This window comes from Bacillus sp. EE-W1, assembly GCF_009760835.1.
GTDB classification, from domain to species: Bacteria; Bacillota; Bacilli; order Bacillales; family Bacillaceae_G; genus Bacillus_A; species Bacillus_A wiedmannii.
In genome coordinates, this window is the sequence record NZ_WIPE01000056.1 from 553,560 (window position 1) to 575,556 (window position 21,997).

The window sequence follows — 21,997 nt, forward strand, 5'->3', positions numbered from 1 at the left end:
TATGGAATAAAGGAGTGGGAATGAATGAAAGCTACTCATAAAGATTGGATTTTGTTTAACGGAAGAATTGTAAATACGAAGGAAGAACAGCCGATGATTCCATTAGAGGAGAGAGGCTTTCAATTTGGTGATGGTATATACGAGGTATTCAGACTATATGATGGGAAGCCACATTTATTAGATCTACATTTGGAACGATTCTTTAATTCTATGGAAGAAATAAAACTAATTCCACCTTTTACTAAGGAGGAGTTAGTGGAAGAGTTGCATCAAATGATTGAAAAAAATCAATTTCAAGAAGATGGGAATGTATATTTGCAAATATCAAGAGGTGCTCAAGCACGTAATCATGTATATGAGTCAAATATGCAACCAACATATTTTGCAAATATTGTTTCGTTTCCAAGACCAATTGCTGCTATGGAACTGGGAATAAAAGTTACGGTAGAAGAGGATATACGGTGGAAGTTTTGTCATATAAAATCTTTAAATCTGCTACCTAATATTATGATTAAAAATAAAATAAACGAACAAGGCTATCAAGAAGCGATATTAGTACGAGATGGAATTGTAACTGAAGGGTGTCATTCAAATTTCTTTATGGTGAAGAATAATAAATTGATTACACATCCGGCTGACAACTTCATTCTACAAGGCATTACACGTCACTTCGTTATTACATTAGCGAAAGAGTTACATATTGAAGTAGAAGAACGAGAATTTTCACTACAAGAAGTATATGAGGCTGATGAGTGCTTCTTTACAGCGACACCACTAGAAATATTCCCAGTCGTTCAAATAGGTGATGAACAGTTTAGAACCGGCGAAAGAGGACCAATTACAAAGAAACTCCAAGTTGCATATGAAGAAAGTATTCGTTTATTTAAAGTTACGAACTAATATTGAAGAAAAAAGCTGGTATTCCTCCAGCTTTTTTTCATGATATAATTCAAACATAGGACAAGATTTGAAAACGTTGTAAAAAGGGGATTTAATGTATGAATTATGAAGATTTTAAAGAAGTAATTCACGGTAGACGAAGTGTTAGGAAGTTCACAGAACAAGAAGTATCCATTAGTGACATAAAAGAAATTATTGATTGTGCTCGTTATGCACCGAGTGATACGAACTCACAAACTTGGGAGTTCTTGGTCATTATGAACCGAGAGAAAATTAAAGAAATTGAGCAAATGACTTGGGATGCATTACATAAACTTGCGGCAAAAGCGGCAGAAAACGGAGAAGAGAAAGCAGGGAAATTACTTACCCGTTCATTTGGACCATATGCAACAGCTTTCTCAGAGGCACCTGTATTAATCGTGTGTTTGGCAACACCATATGAATCAAAATTTCGCGAAAAGATATTTGATCCAATTGCTTTTGTTCCAGATTCAGTTTGGGAAGAAGAAGGAATTAAGAGTAGCTGTTTAGCGGCACAAAACTTAATGTTGGCTGCACATGCGAAAGGGCTGGGTACTTGTCCAATGACAGGACCGGTATTGTTAGCTCAAGATGAACTACGACAATATTTACAAATTGAGTCTGAAAAACAAATAAATATGGTTATTTCACTCGGTTTTCCGAAAGATAAGCCGAAGAAACTTCCAAGAAAAGAAGTAGATGAGATTACAACATTTGTTTTTTAAAGCTTAAAATAAAAAGACATTGAATGAACAATGTCTTTTTATTTTGGACAGGTATGTAATTAATTTGTTGGGCTAAAATGATAGATAAGAGGGAATTACTATTTATTTCATAAAAAAAATTAATGTTCTATTAAGGAAAGTATGATACATTAATCGTGGGCAAGATTCTATTTGTTCATGAAAGTGTTGAAAATAGTCTTAAAATTTAAAAGTTATTTTTGTATAATAAATTATAATGAAATGACAGGGGGGATGAATTTTGAAAAAATTCATAATCACTGGATTGTCTGTATTGTTATTAGCCGGTTGCGGTGCTCCACAAGAAAAAGAGGATGCGCAATCAAAGCAGGAAGAACGAGTTGTAAATGCAAGTAATGAGAATATAGTAGTATTCCCTGAAGGTGCAGTACCAGTTGGTGAAGGAAAAGTAAAAGTTATTACACCAGATGGTACTTCTGAAAACGGCAATATACCAACTGTATTCATCAAAAAGGATACTTTAATTCAACATGTTGAATTAGAGCTTTCTAATTTTCAAAATGATAAAGAAACATTTATATTTGTAGATCAAGTATATGCAGATAAACATCAAGTCACTAGTACAACACAGACAACAGTACAATTAAAAGAAAAGACACTTGAGACAGGTAGTCATACGATTACTGCAGTTCAGTATGAAAACAATGATCCAAAAGGAAAGGTTATTAGTTTAAATCAAGCAACATTCGAAACAAAACCAGCGTCATAAGAAGAATAAAAAGTACATTACTCAAAAAGTAGTGTGCTTTTTTGTTTATACTAGAGGATGTAACAGTGAATAACTTGTTTCGTTTTCTAATACGATTAAGTAGGAAGAAATCACTTGTTTCTACTATGATAGAGAAAGAGGCTGAAGATGTGAATCGGTGTATTCGTATCGTCTTGATTATTTTAACGATGTCAGTCATTTGGTTTATGATCCAAGAGGTGACTCAAATTACGCTCAATTAACAAATTCATGATTTGTTAATAGGAGCTATTTGTTTTACCATTGTTTATCTATCATATGATAAACTCAGGTTAAGGTAAGTTTTACATGAAAAATGTAGGTATTTCATTTGAAATGTCGAATAGTACATACGATGTCGTAATAACAAATTTTCTATTGTTTACTGTGAAACAGGAGAAGGGGAGATAGTGGTTATGAAACGAGCTCTTATTAATATTGATTATACATATGATTTTGTAGCTGAAAAAGGTGCTTTAACATGCGGGAAACCAGGACAAGAAATTGAGAAGGAAATTGTCCATATAACGAAAGAATATATTGAAAATGGGGATTATGTTGTCTTTGCAATCGATAAACACGATGAAAATGATGTATATCATCCAGAATCAAAGTTATTCCCGCCTCATAATATAGCTGGTACAAATGGAAGAGATTTGTTTGGTGAATTACAAGATGTGTACGAAACATATAAAAATGCAGAGAATGTATATTATATGGATAAAACACGATATAGTGCATTTGCAGGAACAAACTTAGAGATGAAGTTAAGAGAAAGAGGAATAGAAGAAGTTCATCTTGTAGGTGTTTGTACTGATATTTGTGTTCTTCACACAGCAGTAGACGCTTATAATAAAGGATTTAAAATTGTTGTTTTTGAAAAGGCGGTTGCATCTTTTAATGAGCAAGGACATGAATTTGCCCTTGGACATTTTAAGTCATGCTTACATGCAGAAGTGAAGTGAAAAAAAGAGGCCTTTAAAAAGGTCTCTTTTTTCGTTTAAATTGAGACGAGGTTTCGCTCGATTAGTTTTTTTATGAACGGACTAATTTTTTCTGGTAACCCATTTAAGTCAAAAAATTGTACATGTAATGATTCTAATCCATCAGCTTTTAACGTACCACCTGTAATATCTTTGCAAAGATATGCGATTGTTATAGAGTAAAATTCATCTCCGTTCGGTAATTTTACAAAAAATTCTTTTCCGGAAAATACGCTTATTAACTGTAAAGAGCCTATTTCAATCCCTGTTTCTTCAAGCACTTCCCGTCTTCCGGCTTCTTCCGTTGATTCGCCAAGTTCAACGAATCCACCAGGGACAGCCCAAATACCACTTCGTCTCTGTTGTAGTAATATTTGTTCTTTTTCATTGAAGACAGCTACAGCAACGCCAGATAAATTGAGTGGTCTTGATCCAATAACTTCTCTTAGTTCTTCGATATAGCCCATTGTTAGTTAACCCCCGCGAGTCAAAATATTTACAAATGAACTATTTGGTATTGTGTTAATATTTTCCTTTTTTGAGATATGTAGCGCAGTCATAAAATAAAGTCGGGTATAAAAAAATTCTAATGTAATCTCCCTTTAGATAATGAAAAAGGGTATATTTATAGAAGAAAGTGTAACAAGTTTTAAGGAAATCAAAAGGTATGACAATAAATTAGTTTTTCATGAAATTTTCATTAGTTAAGGGTGTGGATGGATGAGTTTATTAACGTATACTGAAGAATTTTTTAATTATGTACGTGAGTTTTTACTTTTAAGATTTTTACTATTTGCATTAGTTTTAATCATTATCTCTTTTGTAATCAACCGTATTATTGATTGGTTTTTTAGGAAATCAAGCTTTTTTGATGAAGAGGTAGAGCAAACGATTCAAAGTGTGATTCGATCTATTTTTAGATATATCATTATCATCAGTCTAATCATATATTTAATTAGCCAATTTGTAGATATAAAAAGTATCATTGCAGGTGCAGGGATAGCGGGAGTTGTTATTGGTTTTGCTGCACAACAGATGTTAAAAGATGTTATATTAGGCTTTGCGAGATTAGCGGACAAAGAGTTTCGTGTTGGCGATTTTGTTACTTTTAACGGAACAAATTCAGGAACAATTGAGGAAATTAGTATTCGTTTTATGCAAATTCGTGAATGGTCAGGAAAACTTCTTACGATACCACACGGAGAGATTAGGACGATACAAAATTTTAATAAAGGATGGATGCGCGTAATTGAACGGATTACGGTAAGTTATCAGGAAGATCCTACAAGAGTTAAGGAATTGTTAGAAGAAGTTTGTGTTAATTGTAATGAAAGATTGGCTTCGAATCTTTATAAAGTAGAGGATGAAGCTGTTGAGCCGTTTAAATATGTTGGTGTCACAGATTTAAACCCGAACCTTAAATATGTTGGATATGAATTTTGTATTACAGGTTTAATAAAGCCAGAAGATTATTTTGAAACTTCTAGACAAGTAAGGTTTGAATTAATGTCTATGTTCCATAAGAATCAAGTGCAAATGCCAGCAGCAAATATGGTCGTTACTACTGAAAGTTTACAGCATAACCATGGTGGACAATCTTTATCGGACAGCTAAAATAGAATAGTTTGTTAACAAAAATCTAGCTTCCAACATTGGATAGAAAAATAATAAAATGATTAATTTAAAGAAAGAACTGAAGGAATTCAGTTCTTTCTTATTTGTAGAATTTAGAAATTTCTTAATGTTATAATGATAGATGGTGATGAAAATGAACTTTGAAGAAAAAGAGATGCATCGTTTAGAAGCATTAAAAGCAATTGCAGAATTATTAAATGAAGCAACAGACTTACAAGTCATGTTAGAAAAAGTGTTACATACATTGTTACAAGTTATGAATTTACAAACAGGGTGGATATTCTTTATCGATGAAAGTGGAAAGCACCGTATGCTTGTAGATGAAAACTTACCACCGGCTCTTACATGGAAAGAGAAGAAGCCGATGTGTGAAGGGGACTGCTGGTGTGTAGAGCGTTTTGTGAATGGCAGATTGGAAAAAGCGACAAATATTATTGAATGTAAGCGAATAGAGGATGCGATTGAGTGTAATTGGGGAGAGACAGAAGATGTTACGCATCATGCGACGATTCCACTTAGGTCTGGATCGGAGAAGTTTGGTCTATTAAATGTAGCCTCACCTCAAAAAACACACTTTTCAGAGGAAGAATTGGCATTATTAGAATCGATTGCATTTCAAATAGGAACGACAATACAACGTATTCAGTTAGTAGAGAAAGAACGTAAATACGTAGTGGTAGCTGAAAGAAATCGACTTGCACGTGATTTACATGATTCAGTAAAACAATTGTTATTTTCTATAATGCTAACAGCAAAAGGTACTTTAAATATGACGCAAGATAGAGACTTGCAAGAGATGTTGAGCTATATTGGAGAATTATCACAGGAAGCATTACAAGAAATGACACTTTTAATTTGGCAATTAAGACCGGAAGGATTAGAGAAAGGTTTAGCAGAAGCAATTAAAAATTACGGAAAGTTGTTAGGGATCCACGTGGAAGTTCGAATTGATGGTATGGTTTCAATTGGAGATGAAATAGAAGAAGTTTTATGGCGTATTAGTCAAGAAGCAATACATAATTGTAAAAAACATGCTTCATGTGAAAAGGTAAATGTTCTTTTAAAAATAGAAAATAACCAGTTGTATTTTTACATAGAGGATAACGGAATAGGATTTATACAAGATCACGTAAGAGAGTCAGCGCTCGGTTTAAAAAGTATGAAGGAACGTATTCAGTTAATGAGGGGATCATTTCAAATAAAAACTGAGCTGAAAAAGGGTACAAAAATTGAAATTCAATTGCCGGTTTAAAGGGGAGAAGAAGATTGAAGATTAAATTACTACTAGTTGAGGATCATCATATCGTTCGAAGAGGACTTGTATTCTTTTTAAAAACGAGAGAAGGATTTGAAATAGTTGGGGAAGCAGAAAATGGTGAAGAGGCATTAACATTCATTCAAACGGAAAGACCAGATGTAGTATTAATGGATCTATCAATGCCGAAGATGGATGGTATAGAAGCAACAAAACGGATAAAGCAATATGATAAAACAATAAAGATACTTATATTAAGCAGTTTTTCAGAGCAAGATTATGTTTTACCAGCACTGGAAGCTGGAGCAGATGGTTATCAATTAAAAGAAGTACAACCTGAGCAACTTGTTGCTTCTATCATTGCAGTACATGAAGGAAATGCGAATTTTCATCCGAAAGTAACACCAGCACTATTCGGACGATCAGCAGTTAAGAAAGAAAAAGAGAACCCTTTTTCCATGTTAACAAAAAGAGAGCAAGAAGTACTTCGTGAAATTGCGAAAGGGCGAAGTAATAAAGAAATTGCAGCAGAGCTTCATATTACAGAACAGACTGTGAAAACACACGTTTCAAATGTTTTAGCTAAATTGGAAGTAGATGATCGTACGCAAGCTGCATTATATGCGGTGAAGCACGGGGGAAATAATAAGTATGAATAATTATGTCCCATGTTACGACAGAATACATAGGAGTATTTAAAATTTATCCCGCTATTTGCGGGCTTATAATTAGTGGGAGATGTACAATACTCTCACTGATTAAAGTTTCAATTTATAGTAGTGCTAAATAAAGGTTTTTCTTCTTTCTATAATTAGGTACAATAAAACTACGATGGAAGGGGAAGATATGCTATGCCAGGTACAAGAAGTGGGATTGGAAAGATTCAGGCTTCGTTAAATGGTTTATCACCGAAATTGCGAAGTATTGCCGAACATATATTGAAACATCCACAAGATGTTGTACATAAATCTATTACAGAATTAGCTGAAGTTACGAATAGTTCTGAAGCTACGATATTCCGCTTATGTAAGCACCTCGGTTTTCAAGGGTTTCAAGATTTAAAGATTACATTAGCTCGTGAAATTGTACATACTCCTATGCAAAATATTCATGAAGAAGTATCGGCAGAAGATAGTATGGTAACTGTTGCTAAAAAAGTTTTTCATTCGCATATTACAGGACTGCAAGATACATTGCATTTGTTAAATGATACAGCGCTAGAGCAAGCCGTAAAGGTATTGCAAGATGCAAGTCGTATTGAGTTTTATGGAAATGGTGGTTCTGGTATTATAGCGATGGATGCATATCATAAATTTATGAGAACGGGTATTTCTTGTATTGCTCATACAGATTCACATTTTCAAATTATGGGTGCGGGTTTACTTACTAAAGAAGCAGTGGTAATTGCAATTTCTCATTCTGGTAGCAATAAAGGGTTACTGGAAGCGTTAGAAGTAGCAAAAGCAAGAGGAGCTCGCATTATTGCAATTACGAGCTATCAGAAATCAGCATTAAGTCAACTTGCTAATATTACATTATATACTTCAACACGTGAGACGGAATTCCGTACAGAAGCAAGTTCATCAAGATTAGCACAGTTAAGTTTGTTAGATACTTTATACGTTGGGTTATCGTTACAACGCCAAGAAGAGACATTGCAAAATTTACAAAGTATACGTGAAACAATTTCGATGAAACGAATATAAAAAGTCCTTCAGTTGAAGGGCTTTTTATATTGGTCAATAGTTTGATGATATATAATCTAGGTTTACTCGTTATAATCTTTTTTGAAAATATAATGATAATAATTTCCTATATTAAAAAATCTTTATTTATTACTTCGCATCTTGAATTCTAATAAACGATACATAGATGAAATCTCAGTTTTCCCTTCAAATATAGTAAGAAAACATTTGGTTAATAATTCAAATATTGTTCAATATTTAACAATAAGCTTTTAAAATTACATGTTATGATGAACGTGTAATGATGATTGAACATTTAAATTTGGTGCAATAATTGGCCGAAACAGTGCAGGTAGAAGTTGTGAGATGAACTCATTAAAATTCTAAAACACTAAAGGGGAGATCACATATGAAAGCAGTAGTAGTTAATAAAAATAGTAAAGCAAACATTGAAGTTATTGAAAAGGAATTACGTCCGTTACACTCAGGTGAAGCGCTAGTAGATGTAGAGTATTGTGGAGTTTGTCATACTGATTTACACGTTGCAAATCATGATTTTGGAAACACAGATGGCCGTATTCTTGGTCATGAGGGTGTAGGTATTGTTACGAAAATTGCTGATGATGTAACTTCACTAAAAATAGGTGACCGTGTAAGTATTGCATGGATGTTCCAATCTTGTGGACGTTGTGAATATTGCATAACTGGTAGAGAAACATTTTGCCGTGAAGTTAAGAATGCTGGTTATTCAGTAGATGGTGGTATGGCAGAACAATGTATTGTTACAGCTGATTATGCTGTGAAAGTACCAGAAGGATTAGATCCTGCTCAAGCATCATCAATCACATGTGCGGGCGTAACTACATATAAAGCAATAAAAGTATCAGACATTAAACCTGGTCAACCTATCGTCATCTATGGGTGTGGTGGATTAGGTAACCTAGCTATCCAATATGCTAAAAACGTGTTTGGTGCAAAGGTAATTGCAGTAGATATTAATGACGATAAATTAGCATTAGCAAAAGAGGTTGGTGCGGATATGACTATCAATCCAATTTCTCAAGGTCCTGCTGATAAGATTGTTCAAGATGAGTTTGGTGGTGCTTATGCTGCTGTAGTAACAGCCGTTTCTAAAGTAGCGTTCAATTCAGCAGTTGATGCAGTACGTGCTTGTGGTAAAGTCGTTGCAGTAGGTTTACCAGTAGAAACGATGGATTTAAACATTCCGCGACTTGTACTAGATGGAATTGAAGTAGTTGGTTCTCTAGTCGGTACTCGTAAAGACTTAGAAGAGGCATTCATGTTCGGTGCAGAAGGAAAAGTAGTGCCGGTTGTTCAAACTTGTTCTCTAGATAAAGTACAAAATGTATTCGAAGAAATGGAACAAGGTAGAATTCAAGGACGTATGGTAATCGATTTTAAACAGCATAATTGTGATTGCAAATAATTCATTTTAAATATAAAAAGCATGAGTCTAGCTAAAGACATGTAAAAAAGTTAGACGGCAGAAAGAAGATGATCCCTGCATTCAACAGGAATCATCTTCTTTGCATTCCACTACTATCAATGTCGACTAACGAGAAAGGATTAAAGGTTCACTTTATCTACAAACGAAAAAGAATCTTTACTTTTAACAAATTTTTTATGATTTGGAACGGTTTGAATTGCTACAACTTGCGAATCTCTTGCTTTCAGTGCATCTTGAATCCCGATTGTCATAAGCTTTATAAATAGAATCGTAATAAAGAATGAAACGAGAGTATACAAAATAATCCACCATGAAATATTCATTTCATAACGATTTAATCCAATAAGGCCTGCCCAATCATTAGATAGAGAAACAGGTTTGAGTACTCCGTCATAGAGTTCACGCATTTGTATCCCGCCAATTACAATATCAAGCAACGCTAAATGGATAACGAGTATGAGTGCTTGGACGATATGTTCCATGAATAACACAAATAAGCGATCAAGTAATAAGACTCGTAAGTGTTTTTTGATAATATGAAAACGGCTAGCCCCTAGCAATTGGGAACTTAAAATGTAATCTTGTTTCATAAATTCCTCAACCTCTGAGGATATATATAAAGAAAGTGTAGGCAGAGCGACGAAAATAAGTACGAGTACTTGATAAAAAGCAAATGAAATATTTGGATCTAATCTATCAGCATTTGATACGATTACAATATTAACGGGCGTGATGAGTATAAATGCGATAAATAAAGTAGGAATGTAATAAAAAACTTCTGAGCATGACTGGAAAAATCTCTTGAATTTTGGAGCATATAAACTTAAGAGGATTCCTATACATGTTCCGAATAAAATTCGAAAGAAGCTAATTGCCACGGCTAATAAAATGGTAAATTTTGCTCCTTCTATAATTTGTAAGAAAACAGACTCTCCAAAACGATCAGATCCAAAAGGCGGTATTAACGATGGTGGAAAGGGGGCCTTTCCAAGTAATTCGTTATTGTCATTGTAAAGTAACTGAGGAGGTTTTGGGATGTTATCTTTAAAGAACCAACTATAAATAAAACTAGCTGAAACAAGTATGAATAAATAAGTAAAGCCGATTAAAAAGCGTTTTGATTTCCAAATAGATTTCATAAAGCTGCTCCTTTCAATTGCTTTTGCCATCTATTCATCATGAAAGAGGTTATTTGAAAAATGGCATAAAACGGTAAGATAATCATGACAAGTATAATAAATGCAGCGGGAGGTGAAATAAACGCCTTCTTAAATAAAAATTGAATAATACCTTGCATATTAAAAACAAATTCTAAAATGAATAAGTTAGAAAGTAAGAAAACAAAAATCGTTTTTAAATGGTAGAAGAAGTGGATAGATATATTTTTGAATAAATGAATGCGTAGTATATAACTTGATGAAAGACCTTTTCCATATGCAACCTCTACGTAATGTTTTCCATGTTCTTCTTGTATGTATAACACCATCATCCGAAACATTTGTAATGTAGGTAAGACCGCTAAAGATAAAATAGGGAGTAAATAAGCGCGATTTTCATTAAAAGAAATAATGGTGAAAGGAGCTTCCCAAAATTTCTTAAGTACCCAAATGAAAAATATTTGCAAACAAATCATCATCATCATATCAGGGACAGCTTCTAATATGAACACAATTCGGTTTATCCATTTTTTTATATAATCTTTTGCTAAAAAATAAAAAAATGCCATGCTAGATGAGATAAAGAGCGCAAGCAAAAAGGCCACAAATAATACAATAAATGAATATAGGTAAGGTTCTAAAACAGTTGGAAATAATGGTGTTGTTTTTAAATGACCAAACTTTGGGTCTGATCCTATAACCAACAATGATTCAGGTGAGAAAACCTGTTTTAACATAGTAACGATCTGGTTAAAAAAATAAATTGGTTGAAAGGTGAATCCTTGTTGAGTGATAAATAAATAAGGTAAATTTAATAATAGTAACAGTGATAAAAGAATTGATGAAAGCTTAATTGTGAATTGAGATATTTTATGTAACATTAAATCCCTCCGACATCTTTTTACAACATTATACAATAAAGTCTAAATTATTGTTTTATTTTTCTGAAAAATAAAAATACTATTAGATTTTATAGTATGGAACATATATTTACAAGTTAATAAAGTTATAGTAGGATCCGCGCTCTAAGTTTATTAAGGTAATAGGATGAGTGAACCAAAAACAATTAATAGAGCAAAATGTACAGAATTCTTATTTGGAGAGGTAGCGGCTATGTTACGCGACTTCAGCGCGATAAAGCTAAGCTGATGCAAAGTTAATTTTAGACGAGATGGTTTCTTCTTTTAGGCTACGTGTAGGAAATTTAAAAAACTCCTAGGGATCAATGAATTCCTAGGAGGGCACCTGTGGTTCAACAAAGAGATAATTCTAACAAGTTCTAGAATTATCTCTTTGTTGAAGTTTAATGTTTAAAACCCCATAAGATTCTTTACATGTTTAGCGTTCTGTTTAGATGTTAATTTTTCAAGTAATAAAAATGCAACATCAAAAGCTGTACCTGGATTTGAAGATGTAATAATATTTCCATCTTGAACAATTAAATCATTTTGTACTTTTGCACCGAAATTCTTTAACTGCTCTTTTCGTTTACTCGTTGGATGACTGTATGTGGTAGCTTTTTTATCTATAAGAATTCCACTTTTACCAAGCGCTAATGATGCAACACAAATACTTGCAATAGGCTTCTGTTTGACATGGAAATGTTGAATAACATGTAAGAATTCTTTACTGAATGCATCCCGATAAAAACCAGCTTCTTCAAACCCTCCTGGAATAGCTAGTGCATCAAACTCATCCAATTGAATATTATCAACCGTTTTTTCGGGTATGACAGTAAAATTCCAAGTACAGGTTAATTTATCCCGAAGACCAGCTGTTATGACCTCGGTCGATCCATCACCCTCCCACTTATTCCAGCCTAGTACGTCTGTAAATACACTAGCTTCTACTGCTTCAAATCCGTCAGCTAATAATAATAAAATCTTTTTCATATCGTAAATCGCCTCCTAATATCCTTATTTTATATAAATATAAAAAGCTGATGAATAAGTTAAATAAGGATATTCAATTGTTTGGCTTTATTATATAAAGAATTTAGGTTATTCTATTTTATAAAAAAAGGTTGGATAGTTTATGGATCAAATTGATAAAAAAATCGTGGGGTTATTACAGTCAAATGCAAAAATTTCAATGAAGGATTTAGCTGAAGCAGTTCACTTATCTTCTCCGTCAGTAACTGAGCGAGTAAGGAAGTTAGAGGAGCAACAGATTATTGAAGGTTACCATGCACGTGTTTCTCTAAAAAAAATTAATCGTCCAATTTCTGCACTTATATTGTTTAAATCAACGAATTGTAAATCATTATCTAACTTTTGCTATAATCATCCAGATGTAATTGAGTGTTACAGAGTAGCAGGGGAAATTAGCTATATTGTCAAATTAGCAACGTATTCTGTAGAAAGTTTAGAAAAATTTATTGATGATTCGATGCAATATGGTACGCCATCAACAAATATCGTGTTATCTTCTCATGAAAAAAAGATAATTGCTCCCTTTATTAGTGAAGAATAAAAATACTGGCCTAATCAATTAACTATTGCCTACTTAATAATCTTTTAAAAATATCCCTTATTTTTCGGACTTGTATAAAAAGAAGGGTCACTAATCATTTTTCTTAGCTTGATGGTTATGTAAAGTGACCCTTAAAAATGAATATTGCTTCTCAACTCTTTTTCATGCAAATGAGTAGAACGTAAGGAAGAACTATGTATGTGTTGTTAATGAAAGAAAAAGAGAGTGTGTTGCGAAATGTAACGAATATAACGCAACTTTACCGCGGGGAAAATCTAAATTTAGTATGTAAGTGAAATGGAATGAGGGGGATATATTTTTTGTTATGAAAAAAATTTTCTTTTTAAAACTTGATTAATGAAAAAATATTTTATATACTAATTCATGTAAACGGTTTACTAGATCGTATTTTGCTAGAAACGAAGGGAAGATTCGCATGGAAACAAGGGGGAGAGTAATCGGGATTGATATCGGTACCACAAGTACAAAAACGGTTGTATTTACAGAAAAAGGAAAAGTTGTTGCATCACATGCAGTTGATTATCCAATTATTCAACCGAATGTCGGATGGGCTGAGCAAGATCCTGATGTAATATGTGCTGCTGTATATAAAACTGTAAGCGTTGCCATCCGGAAGGGTAACGTGTTACCAGAGGATATTTCTTCAATCGGTATTAGTACAGCAATGCACGCATTAATTGCAGTAGATAAAAACGGTGCACCATTAACGCGTTCTATCATTTGGGCAGATAATCGAAGTACGAAACAGTCAGAAAAATTATTACAACATATGAATGGTCATGAAATTTATAGACGAACGGGTACACCAATTCATCCGATGTCGCCACTTTCTAAATTATTGTGGATGAAAGAGGAAGAGCCAGAATTATATGCGAGCGCATATAAATTTATTTCCATTAAAGAGTATGTTATGTATCAATTGTTTTCATGTTACGTAGTGGATTATTCAATAGCATCAGCTACTGGGTTATTTAATTTAGAAACATTAAACTGGGATGAAGATGTTTTAACGTTGTTACATATGTCACCAGAACAATTATCAACACCAGTGCCAACTACATATATTTTGTCGGGTATGAAACCGGAATTAGCACAAAAGATGGGTATTCGTGAAGATACGCCAGTTGTTATTGGTGCAAGTGATGGTGTTCTTGCGAATGTGGGCGTTGGGGCAATATCGCCTGGCTCAGCTGCAATTACAATTGGTACAAGTGGTGCGGTTCGAACAATTTCATCAAGTGTTAATACAGATGAAAAAGGAAGAACGTTTTGTTATGCATTAACAGACGAGCACTGGGTGATCGGCGGACCAACGAATAACGGCGGAATATTACTGAGATGGTTACGTGATGAATTTGGTAGCCCAGAGCAAGAAGTAGCAAAAAAACTTGGCATTGATCCGTATGATTTATTAATTAAGTATGCGGAAAGTGTACCAGCTGGAGCGGGTGGATTGCTATTTTTACCGTTTTTATCTGGAGAGCGTGCACCGTACTGGAATGCAAATGCTCGTGGTACATTCTTTGGAATAAACCTTCAGCATAAACGAGAACATTTTATACGTGCAGTCATGGAAGGTGTTTGTATGAGCGTATATTCTGTTGCACTCGCAATCAGGGATTGTACAGGGCCACTTACTGAAATACGCGTTTCAGGAGGTTTTGCGAAATCTGCATTTTGGAGACAAATGTTATCCGATATGATGGGAAAAGAATTGCTTGTTCCTGAAAGTCATGAAGCATCTGCGCTTGGGGCAGCGGCAGTTGCTTTATATGCTGTAGGAAAAATTGATTCTCTTGAAGAGGTAAAGGATTGGATTGATATTGTTCATCATCATGTACCGAATAAAGAAAATACGGCTATATATTTAGAAATGTTTTATATGTATGAACGACTTTACAATCGCTTGAAAGAAGAATTTGATTGTATAGCTGCTTTCCAACGTAAACAATAGGGGGATTGGGAGAAATGGTAGTTGGAATCGTACTAGCGGCAGTTGTCATACTACTTTTACTTATTACAGTAGTAAAATGGCATCCGTTTGTCGCGTTAATTTTAACAGCAATTGGTGTAGGACTAGCAATGGGAATGCCATTGATTGGAACTTCACCAAAAGATCCAGGGATTATCGATTCTATTAAACTAGGGCTTGGTAATACGTTAGGGTTTTTAGCGATAGTATTAGCATTAGGAACGATGCTTGGAAAAATGATGGCCGAATCTGGCGGTGCTGAACGAATTGCTAACACATTAATTGATCGTTTTGGGAAGAAACGTGTTCACTGGGCAATGATGTTCGTTGCATTTTTAGTAGGGATTCCAGTGTTTTTCCAAGTTGGATTTGTACTGTTAATTCCATTAGTATTTACAATTGCGTTAGAAACAGGGGTATCACTTATTACAATTGGTATACCACTAGTAGCAGGTTTATCTGTTGTACACGGACTCGTTCCGCCACATCCAGCAGCGATGGCAGCAGTAGGTATTTTTAAAGCAGATGTAGGGAAGACAATTTTATATGCTTTAATCGTCGGACTTCCAACTGCAATCATTTCAGGTCCGCTTTACGGGAAATGGATTGGTGCTCGTATACATAAAGAAGTACCATTAGATATAGCGGAGCAATTTATTGAAAGAGATAAGAAGAAGGAGCTTCCTAGTTTCGGAAATACATTGTTTACAATTTTACTTCCAGTATTTCTAATGCTAGGTGCATCAATTGCGGAAGTAGCACTAAACAAAACAAGTCAACTTGCACAAGTATTGCACTTTATTGGAGATCCAATCGTCGCGTTATTAATTGCAACGATATACTCTTTCTTTAGTCTTGGTTATGCAAAAGGTTTCTCAAAGGATAAAGTATTACAATTTACAAACGATTGCCTTGGGCCTATTGCGAACATACTGTTAGTTATCGGTGCAGGCGGCGCATTTAATAAAGTATTATTAGATTCTGAAATTGGAACGACAATCGCAGAAATGGCGAAAGAATCTCATATTTCACCGATATTATTAGGCTGGGGAATTGCGGCACTTATCCGAATCGCAACTGGATCGGCAACGGTTTCTATGATGACAGCAGCTGGTATTGTTGCGCCGATTGCAGCAAGTACACCAGGTGTAAATGTTGAACTACTAGCACTTGCAACAGGTGCAGGGTCATTAATTTTATCACATGTAAATGATTCTGGATTTTGGATGATTAAAGAATATTTCGGAATGACTGTGAAAGAAACATTATTAACATGGACTGCAATGGAGACGATATTATCTGTTGTAGCACTTGGACTCATTTCGTTATTAAATATATTTGTATAGAATGGGAGATTGATTAATATGAAACTAGGTTTAATTGGATTAGGAAAAATGGGATTCCCATTAGCAGAACATTTATATGAAGACAAGCATGAAGTAGTGGTATATGACGTTAATAAAGAGCTTGTTGAAAAGGCAGGGGCAATAGGGATTACCGCTCGTCATACATTAAAAGAAATGATTGCTGAACTAGAAGCTCCTCGTAAAATTTGGGTAATGGTACCTGCGGGAGAAGTTGTTGAATCGGTACTAAAAGATGTATATCCATTATTAGAGGAAGGCGATATCGTTATTGAAGGCGGGAATTCATTCTATAAAGATACGTTACGCCGTGCTGAAGAAGCGAAAAGTTTTGGTTTACATTACGTAGATATCGGTACATCAGGCGGTGTAGAAGGAGCTAGATACGGTGCTTGCTTAATGGTTGGTGGAGAAAAAGAAATTTATGATCAATTAGAACCTTTATTTAAAGATTTAGCAGTAGAGAATGGGTATTCTTATGCAGGCCGCGTCGGAAGTGGTCATTTCTTAAAAATGGTTCATAACGGTATTGAATACGGAATGATGCAAGCAATCGCTGAAGGCTTTGAAGTGTTAGATAAAAGTGATTTTGATTTCAATTATGAAGATGTTGCTAAAGTATGGGCAAACGGATCAGTTATCCGCGGTTGGTTAATGGACTTAACTGAAAAGGCATTTGCAGATGATCCTAAACTTGATGGCATTAAAGGTGTGATGAACTCTTCAGGAGAAGGGAAATGGACTGTGGAAACGGCACTTGAACTTCAAGCGGCAGCACCGGTAATCGCAATGTCATTATTTATGCGCTACCGTTCTCAAGAAGATGATACATTCCACGGAAAAGTAGTTTCAGCTCTTCGTAATCAGTTCGGTGGACATGAAGTTGTGAAAAAATAAGGTTGTTTTTAAAAAGAAACTTGTGCATAGGCGCAAGTTTCTTTTTTTATAGTGTAAGAAATCTCTAATTTAAAAATATCAATCAATCATTGTTTATTTGTACTGATTGTATCAAATATATAGTGAAGCATGAAAGATGTCCCAACATAAAAATAAGAATAAATAAAATGAAATTTTCATAAATAGTAAAAGGATGATTATGTCATCAGTGTAGCTATGAAGTGGTGTTACATATGAAAAGAGCGTGTTAATAAAATATGAGGTGGTTAAATGGGAAATGAGCAAGTGAAGAATGCAGGGGAAGAAAAAAAGTTATGTCTTTGTATGATTGTTAAAAACGAGTCTAGAATTATGGAAAGATGTTTAAATGCTACAAAATCAATTGTAGATTTTGTTTCTATTTGTGATACGGGATCAACTGATAATACACCTGAAATTATTGAAAATTGGTGTGAAGAAAATGAAATCCCTGGAACAGTTCATCATGAACCATTTCAAAATTTTGGCTATAACAGAAGTTTAGCAGTTTCATTAGCACAAAAAACATATCCAGAAGCAGATTATTTATTAATATTAGATGCAGATATGATATTAGAAGTTGATCCCGAGTTTGATAAGACTAGTTTAACGGAAGACCACTATCTTACAATGCAATATGATATTCATATTAAGTATTGGCTTACACGCCTTTTGAAAGCTTCTTTACCATGGAAATCTGTCGGTGTTACTCATGAGTATTGGGATATAGATCGTTCCAAAGTTGGTGCGAATTACAATACGAGGGTAGCTAGGTTAGAGACGCTTGTCGTTAACGATCCTGGGGATGGTGGTAGTAAAGCTGATAAATTTGAGAGAGATGAGCGGTTGTTGTTACAAGGATTGAGTGATCCAGAAACAACGCCAGATTTGCATATAAGATATTTATTTTACTTAGCCCAAACTTATTTTCATTTAAGTCAATTTGAAGATTCGATTAAATGGTACAAAAAAAGAGTGGAAGCAGGTGGATGGGTTGAAGAGGTGTTCTATTCGTTATTGCGAATAGGATTTTGTTATGAACAATTAGCAAACCGTTCAGCAAATAAACAATATGAGGTAACAGAAGTGGATGAAAAAGAAAATGCTAAGGCGCAAGAAGAGCAATATACAGCATTAGCTATTCTTTATTTTCAAAAAGCGTGGGAATATAGACCAACTCGGGCTGAGCCATTATACCAACTTGCAAGAATGTATCGATTAAAATCTCAAAATAATATTGCTTTGATGTATGCGTTGCAAGGGAAGGAAATTCCTTTTCCGAAAAATGATCTGCTATTTGTAGATTATCATGTGTATGATTACTTATTTGACTATGAGATTTCTATAAGTGCTTTTTATATACCGCATAAAAAACATTTAGGTGCAGTATCACAAAAATATTTGGAATCGAGAAAAGAAGAGCTACCGTTGCATATAGCAAATATGGTAGAAAGTAATGCGAAATTTTATTAAATACATTGTCGGTTAAAGGAGTAGTGGAGTAATCATGGAATTAATACGATGGGCGCTAGAACTAGGGGAATCCGTGCATGGAAATACGTATGAAGAATTGATGCCACTACTAGATTATTATTATGATCGTGATCATTTAAAAGCGTATTGTATCGCAAATCTCCTTATAGACATGGACGTAGCAGAAGAGCATCGGCAAAAAATCGAATTAAGAAGGTGCATTGCTGCTTATTATGCTGGAATGTATAAAGTAGCAAAAAAACATGCAAGTGAGCTTTTAATTAGATATCCGGATGTGGATTTATATAAAAATAATTTAAGACTAATGGAAGCTTATTTGAATAAAGAATATGATTATTGTCTTTTTATATGCCCAAAGACGTATGGTAGTTTTATAGATGTTGCGCGAGCTTTGAAATGGCGATTGGAGCAGGAGGGAAATACAGCAATTATTTCAGAAACAATACTAGAAAATGTGAAAAATACAATTGTTTTTGGAGCGCATACGTATGCGCATAATCCGAATCTACTACCAAAAAATGCAATTGTTTATAATTTAGAACAGCTATATGAAGGAAGTCCTTATGCGCATCCTCTTTATTTAATGTTATTAAAAGATAAGGAAATTTGGGATTATAGTAAACAAAATATAGAATGGTTAAAACAAAAAGGAGTAGGAAAAGAAATAAAACATGTGGAAATGAACTATGCCCCAACTCTAGAAATAAAAAAAGATGCATTTGATGAAGAGTTAACTGAAGACATTGATATACTGTTTATAGGTGCTCTTAACCCAAGGCGACAAGCTATTTTAGATCAATTAAAAGTAGTTGCCCCGAATTTAAATATTGTTTTTAAAAATAATGCGTGGGGAATTGTTAGAAATGAGTTGATTGCTAGGTCTAAAATTATATTAAATATTCATTTTTACTTATCGGGTATTCTTGAAACTCCTCGAGTTTCTTATGCAGTGGCAAATAAGAAATTTATTATCTCTGAAAATAGTAATCCCGAGGACGAGATAGAGTGGCCAGGAATAGTGTTTACTCCGTATGAAAAAATAATAGAAAACGTTATGAAATATATAGAATTACCAGAAGAACGTATTAAATTAGCAGAAAAAGCGTATAACCATTTTGAAGCAAAAAGAAGCATAGACATACTGAGCGATAAAGCGGAAGAAAAGTAATTGTGAAGAACTCTTACTTTCGTATGAGTTCTTTTTTTCGTCTATCATACTATTTTATCAAGCTAGTTCCCTCTTTATATTGTGCTTTGTATAGAAATTTCTGATAATATATAAGTATAACTGAAAAACAAAGGAGAGAAATAATTATGAAACTAGTCGTTATTAACGGTACGCCAAGAAAATTCGGTAGAACTCGTGTGGTGGCAAAATATATTGCTGATCAATTTGAAGGGGAGTTATACGATTTATCAGTAGAGGAACTGCCTTTATATAACGGGGAAGAATCACAACGTGAATTAGAAGCGGTAAAAAAATTAAAGGCATTAGTGAAAACTGCAGACGGTGTAGTACTATGTACACCTGAATATCATAATGCAATGAGTGGAGCGTTGAAAAATTCGTTAGATTACTTAAGCAGTAGTGAATTTGTTCATAAACCTGTCGCATTACTTGCAGTTGCTGGAGGCGGTAAAGGTGGCATTAACGCATTAAACAATATGCGTATTGTTGCTAGAGGGGTGTACGCAAATGCAATCCCAAAACAAGTTGTGCTTGATGGACTTCATGTACAAGACGGTGAACTGGGAGAAGATGCAAAACCGTTAATTCATGATCTAGTTAAAGAATTAAAAGCATATATGAGCGTATATAAAGAGGTGAAAAAACAACTAGGAGTTGAGTGATATGCCATCTCTGTATAAAGATTCACGCTTGTATTTCATTCTAGGGGCCAATAGTCTATCAGCTATTGGTTCCGGCATTGTTATGATAACGATTCCGTGGTTGTTAATTAAAGAGAATGGAGGAGAGACAACGTTTGGTTATGTATCCATCATCGCAACTCTTATTATGTTTTTATTAACACCGTTTATCGGGCAGAGTATTGATCGTTTTTCAAGAAAATCTTTATTATTATGTAATGAAGGTATTGGGATAGTCGTTATTGGAATGATGGCTATATGGGGATTTACTGGGCAACCTTATCATTCTATTCACTATATTCTAATATATATAGCAGGGTCATTTTACTATTTATTATTTTATCCTACAATATTTGCGTTTAACCAAGAGATATTTCAAGCAGAACATTATAAAAATTTAAGTGGAACAATGGAAATACAAGGACAGTTAACTCAAGTTATTTCAGGAGCGGCTGCTAGCTTCCTTATTGAAATCATTTCTTTAAAATGGATCTTGTTAGTAGATATGTTAACTTTTGCAGGAGCATTTTTCCTTTTCTTATGTATACCGTATGTAAAGAAAAAGGAAGTAAAAAGAAAAGTAACATTTAAGAAGCAATTGTTCGAAGGGATTCACTTTATGCAAAAGCGTCCGAAGTTCTTTTGGTTTTTACTGGCGACTTATATGCCGTTTATCGGTGTCATGATGGCAAATTATTTAATCCCAGTATATATCTCAGATCTATTAAAAGCCAGTGCCTCTGTATACGCAATAGAAGGTATGATGTACGGTGTCGGAGCGGTTCTTGCGGGAATAAGTATTCCAATTATGATGAAATATGTAAAGACAGAAGTTTCAATCGTCATGACGATGTTCATATATGTAATTTCAATTACCGTAATGATTATTGAACCTTCCGTAATGTTGTTATATGGACTTGCAATTTTTCATGCAATTGGAAATGCGGGTACAAGAGTGGCAAGAAATGTATTGATGATGGAGGAAATTCCAAATGAAGTAATGGGACGTGTAGACAGCTTATTTCGATTAATTGGTACAGGAATACGAATTGTATTATTAATGCTGTTTACAGCTGGTGTATCTAAAGTAGGTGTCATGGTACCGTTTTATTTACTAAGTTTCATATTGATCCTTTCGTTAGGAATTGCTATAAACTATGTAATCTCAAAACGTAAATTCGAAGCGAGTGTTTCTAATAAATCGATCGTTTAAAAAATACTTCTGCCTTCCTTTCTTTTTCTATATAATAAAAAGAAAGGGTAATTAACTGTTACGATTTATTTAACCAATTATA

General features: G+C 34.1%; 21 protein-coding genes and 1 pseudogene. 18 read left to right on the forward strand and 4 right to left on the reverse strand.

From position 1 onward, the window contains the following. Positions 1-24: 24 nt before the first annotated feature. The 5 genes and pseudogenes from dat (at position 25) to GFJ36_RS10425 (ending at position 3,377) form a co-directional block, all read left to right on the forward strand. The gene (gene dat, locus GFJ36_RS10405; protein ID WP_098230740.1) at positions 25-900 is read left to right on the forward strand and encodes a D-amino-acid transaminase; all 876 of its coding nucleotides are present in this window, start codon (positions 25-27) and stop codon (positions 898-900) included. Between the two features lie 98 nt (positions 901-998). Beyond that, positions 999-1,646: a nitroreductase family protein gene (locus GFJ36_RS10410; protein WP_046955687.1), complete on the forward strand. Its 648-nt coding sequence runs from the start codon at positions 999-1,001 to the stop codon at positions 1,644-1,646. Positions 1,647-1,905: 259 nt separating this feature from the next. Next, positions 1,906-2,394, forward strand: a complete 489-nt coding sequence (locus tag GFJ36_RS10415; RefSeq protein ID WP_048541213.1) for a putative periplasmic lipoprotein — start codon at positions 1,906-1,908, stop codon at positions 2,392-2,394. A gap of 65 nt (positions 2,395-2,459) precedes the next feature. Further along, positions 2,460-2,714 (forward strand): annotated as a pseudogene (locus GFJ36_RS10420) (hypothetical protein). 114 nt (positions 2,715-2,828) lie between these two features. Further along, positions 2,829-3,377 carry a cysteine hydrolase family protein gene (locus tag GFJ36_RS10425; protein WP_048541253.1) on the forward strand — a complete coding sequence of 183 codons (549 nt, stop codon included), beginning with the start codon at positions 2,829-2,831 and terminating at the stop codon, positions 3,375-3,377. Between the two features lie 35 nt (positions 3,378-3,412). Here GFJ36_RS10425 and GFJ36_RS10430 read toward each other — a convergent pair whose 3' ends face one another. Next, complete coding sequence (locus GFJ36_RS10430) at positions 3,413-3,862, reverse strand: NUDIX hydrolase (protein ID WP_098230741.1); 450 nt, start codon at positions 3,860-3,862, stop codon at positions 3,413-3,415. Positions 3,863-4,115: 253 nt separating this feature from the next. On the opposite strand from GFJ36_RS10430, the gene GFJ36_RS10435 reads away from it, so the two are divergent. From GFJ36_RS10435 to adhP, 5 genes are all read left to right on the forward strand, one after another. Beyond that, positions 4,116-5,009 carry a mechanosensitive ion channel family protein gene (locus GFJ36_RS10435; RefSeq protein WP_098230742.1) on the forward strand — a complete coding sequence of 298 codons (894 nt, stop codon included), beginning with the start codon at positions 4,116-4,118 and terminating at the stop codon, positions 5,007-5,009. 154 nt (positions 5,010-5,163) lie between these two features. Continuing rightward, positions 5,164-6,282: a GAF domain-containing sensor histidine kinase gene (locus tag GFJ36_RS10440; protein ID WP_060488638.1), complete on the forward strand. Its 1,119-nt coding sequence runs from the start codon at positions 5,164-5,166 to the stop codon at positions 6,280-6,282. 14 nt (positions 6,283-6,296) lie between these two features. Beyond that, the gene (locus tag GFJ36_RS10445; RefSeq protein ID WP_097890788.1) at positions 6,297-6,944 is read left to right on the forward strand and encodes a response regulator; all 648 of its coding nucleotides are present in this window, start codon (positions 6,297-6,299) and stop codon (positions 6,942-6,944) included. Between the two features lie 192 nt (positions 6,945-7,136). Further along, positions 7,137-7,991 carry a MurR/RpiR family transcriptional regulator gene (locus tag GFJ36_RS10450; protein WP_088063262.1) on the forward strand — a complete coding sequence of 285 codons (855 nt, stop codon included), beginning with the start codon at positions 7,137-7,139 and terminating at the stop codon, positions 7,989-7,991. 388 nt (positions 7,992-8,379) lie between these two features. Beyond that, the gene (gene adhP / locus GFJ36_RS10455) at positions 8,380-9,417 is read left to right on the forward strand and encodes an alcohol dehydrogenase AdhP (protein ID WP_000649116.1); all 1,038 of its coding nucleotides are present in this window, start codon (positions 8,380-8,382) and stop codon (positions 9,415-9,417) included. A 140-nt stretch (positions 9,418-9,557) separates the two neighbouring features. On the opposite strand, the gene GFJ36_RS10460 is transcribed toward adhP, so the two are convergent. The 3 genes from GFJ36_RS10460 to GFJ36_RS10470 all read right to left on the reverse strand — a co-directional run bounded on the left by GFJ36_RS10460 (position 9,558) and on the right by GFJ36_RS10470 (position 12,487). Next, the gene (locus GFJ36_RS10460; RefSeq protein ID WP_141540979.1) at positions 9,558-10,577 is read right to left on the reverse strand and encodes an ABC transporter permease; all 1,020 of its coding nucleotides are present in this window, start codon (positions 10,575-10,577) and stop codon (positions 9,558-9,560) included. Next, positions 10,574-11,476 carry an ABC transporter permease subunit gene (locus tag GFJ36_RS10465; RefSeq protein ID WP_097890792.1) on the reverse strand — a complete coding sequence of 301 codons (903 nt, stop codon included), beginning with the start codon at positions 11,474-11,476 and terminating at the stop codon, positions 10,574-10,576. The genes GFJ36_RS10460 and GFJ36_RS10465 overlap by 4 nt, the downstream gene beginning before the upstream one ends. 429 nt (positions 11,477-11,905) lie before the next feature. Further along, positions 11,906-12,487: a DJ-1/PfpI family protein gene (locus tag GFJ36_RS10470; protein ID WP_088080590.1), complete on the reverse strand. Its 582-nt coding sequence runs from the start codon at positions 12,485-12,487 to the stop codon at positions 11,906-11,908. A gap of 142 nt (positions 12,488-12,629) precedes the next feature. On the opposite strand from GFJ36_RS10470, the gene GFJ36_RS10475 reads away from it, so the two are divergent. From GFJ36_RS10475 to GFJ36_RS10510, 8 genes are all read left to right on the forward strand, one after another. Then, positions 12,630-13,067, forward strand: coding sequence for an Lrp/AsnC family transcriptional regulator (locus tag GFJ36_RS10475; RefSeq protein WP_060488643.1), 438 nt, complete (start codon positions 12,630-12,632; stop codon positions 13,065-13,067). Between the two features lie 436 nt (positions 13,068-13,503). After that, positions 13,504-15,042, forward strand: a complete 1,539-nt coding sequence (gntK, locus tag GFJ36_RS10480) for a gluconokinase (RefSeq protein WP_097890794.1) — start codon at positions 13,504-13,506, stop codon at positions 15,040-15,042. A gap of 14 nt (positions 15,043-15,056) precedes the next feature. Continuing rightward, positions 15,057-16,406 carry a GntP family permease gene (locus tag GFJ36_RS10485; RefSeq protein WP_157349543.1) on the forward strand — a complete coding sequence of 450 codons (1,350 nt, stop codon included), beginning with the start codon at positions 15,057-15,059 and terminating at the stop codon, positions 16,404-16,406. Positions 16,407-16,424: 18 nt separating this feature from the next. Next, positions 16,425-17,321, forward strand: coding sequence for a phosphogluconate dehydrogenase (NAD(+)-dependent, decarboxylating) (gene gnd, locus GFJ36_RS10490; protein ID WP_088092666.1), 897 nt, complete (start codon positions 16,425-16,427; stop codon positions 17,319-17,321). 270 nt (positions 17,322-17,591) lie between these two features. Continuing rightward, positions 17,592-18,812, forward strand: a complete 1,221-nt coding sequence (locus tag GFJ36_RS10495) for a tetratricopeptide repeat-containing glycosyltransferase (RefSeq protein WP_087982498.1) — start codon at positions 17,592-17,594, stop codon at positions 18,810-18,812. A 34-nt stretch (positions 18,813-18,846) separates the two neighbouring features. Then, positions 18,847-20,001: a CgeB family protein gene (locus GFJ36_RS10500; RefSeq protein WP_088609148.1), complete on the forward strand. Its 1,155-nt coding sequence runs from the start codon at positions 18,847-18,849 to the stop codon at positions 19,999-20,001. Positions 20,002-20,147: 146 nt separating this feature from the next. Next, on the forward strand, positions 20,148-20,684 hold the full coding sequence (locus tag GFJ36_RS10505) for an NADPH-dependent FMN reductase (RefSeq protein WP_046955699.1): 537 nt from the start codon (positions 20,148-20,150) through the stop codon (positions 20,682-20,684). A gap of 1 nt (position 20,685) precedes the next feature. Continuing rightward, on the forward strand, positions 20,686-21,915 hold the full coding sequence (locus GFJ36_RS10510; RefSeq protein WP_088609149.1) for an MFS transporter: 1,230 nt from the start codon (positions 20,686-20,688) through the stop codon (positions 21,913-21,915). Positions 21,916-21,997: the final 82 nt, after the last annotated feature.

Bases quoted from the DNA above. Each gene is read 5' to 3' on its own strand.
- dat (WP_098230740.1), top strand. From the start codon at position 25: ATGAAAGCTACTCATAAAGATTGGATTTTGTTTAACGGAAGAATTGTA.
- GFJ36_RS10410 (WP_046955687.1), top strand. From the start codon at position 999: ATGAATTATGAAGATTTTAAAGAAGTAATTCACGGTAGACGAAGTGTT.
- GFJ36_RS10425 (WP_048541253.1), top strand. From the start codon at position 2,829: ATGAAACGAGCTCTTATTAATATTGATTATACATATGATTTTGTAGCT.
- GFJ36_RS10430 (WP_098230741.1), bottom strand. From the start codon at position 3,862: ATGGGCTATATCGAAGAACTAAGAGAAGTTATTGGATCAAGACCACTC.
- GFJ36_RS10435 (WP_098230742.1), top strand. From the start codon at position 4,116: ATGAGTTTATTAACGTATACTGAAGAATTTTTTAATTATGTACGTGAG.
- GFJ36_RS10440 (WP_060488638.1), top strand. From the start codon at position 5,164: ATGAACTTTGAAGAAAAAGAGATGCATCGTTTAGAAGCATTAAAAGCA.
- GFJ36_RS10450 (WP_088063262.1), top strand. From the start codon at position 7,137: ATGCCAGGTACAAGAAGTGGGATTGGAAAGATTCAGGCTTCGTTAAAT.
- adhP (WP_000649116.1), top strand. From the start codon at position 8,380: ATGAAAGCAGTAGTAGTTAATAAAAATAGTAAAGCAAACATTGAAGTT.
- GFJ36_RS10460 (WP_141540979.1), bottom strand. From the start codon at position 10,577: ATGAAATCTATTTGGAAATCAAAACGCTTTTTAATCGGCTTTACTTAT.
- GFJ36_RS10465 (WP_097890792.1), bottom strand. From the start codon at position 11,476: ATGTTACATAAAATATCTCAATTCACAATTAAGCTTTCATCAATTCTT.
- GFJ36_RS10470 (WP_088080590.1), bottom strand. From the start codon at position 12,487: ATGAAAAAGATTTTATTATTATTAGCTGACGGATTTGAAGCAGTAGAA.
- GFJ36_RS10475 (WP_060488643.1), top strand. From the start codon at position 12,630: ATGGATCAAATTGATAAAAAAATCGTGGGGTTATTACAGTCAAATGCA.
- gntK (WP_097890794.1), top strand. From the start codon at position 13,504: ATGGAAACAAGGGGGAGAGTAATCGGGATTGATATCGGTACCACAAGT.
- GFJ36_RS10485 (WP_157349543.1), top strand. From the start codon at position 15,057: ATGGTAGTTGGAATCGTACTAGCGGCAGTTGTCATACTACTTTTACTT.
- gnd (WP_088092666.1), top strand. From the start codon at position 16,425: ATGAAACTAGGTTTAATTGGATTAGGAAAAATGGGATTCCCATTAGCA.
- GFJ36_RS10495 (WP_087982498.1), top strand. From the start codon at position 17,592: ATGGGAAATGAGCAAGTGAAGAATGCAGGGGAAGAAAAAAAGTTATGT.
- GFJ36_RS10500 (WP_088609148.1), top strand. From the start codon at position 18,847: ATGGAATTAATACGATGGGCGCTAGAACTAGGGGAATCCGTGCATGGA.
- GFJ36_RS10505 (WP_046955699.1), top strand. From the start codon at position 20,148: ATGAAACTAGTCGTTATTAACGGTACGCCAAGAAAATTCGGTAGAACT.
- GFJ36_RS10510 (WP_088609149.1), top strand. From the start codon at position 20,686: ATGCCATCTCTGTATAAAGATTCACGCTTGTATTTCATTCTAGGGGCC.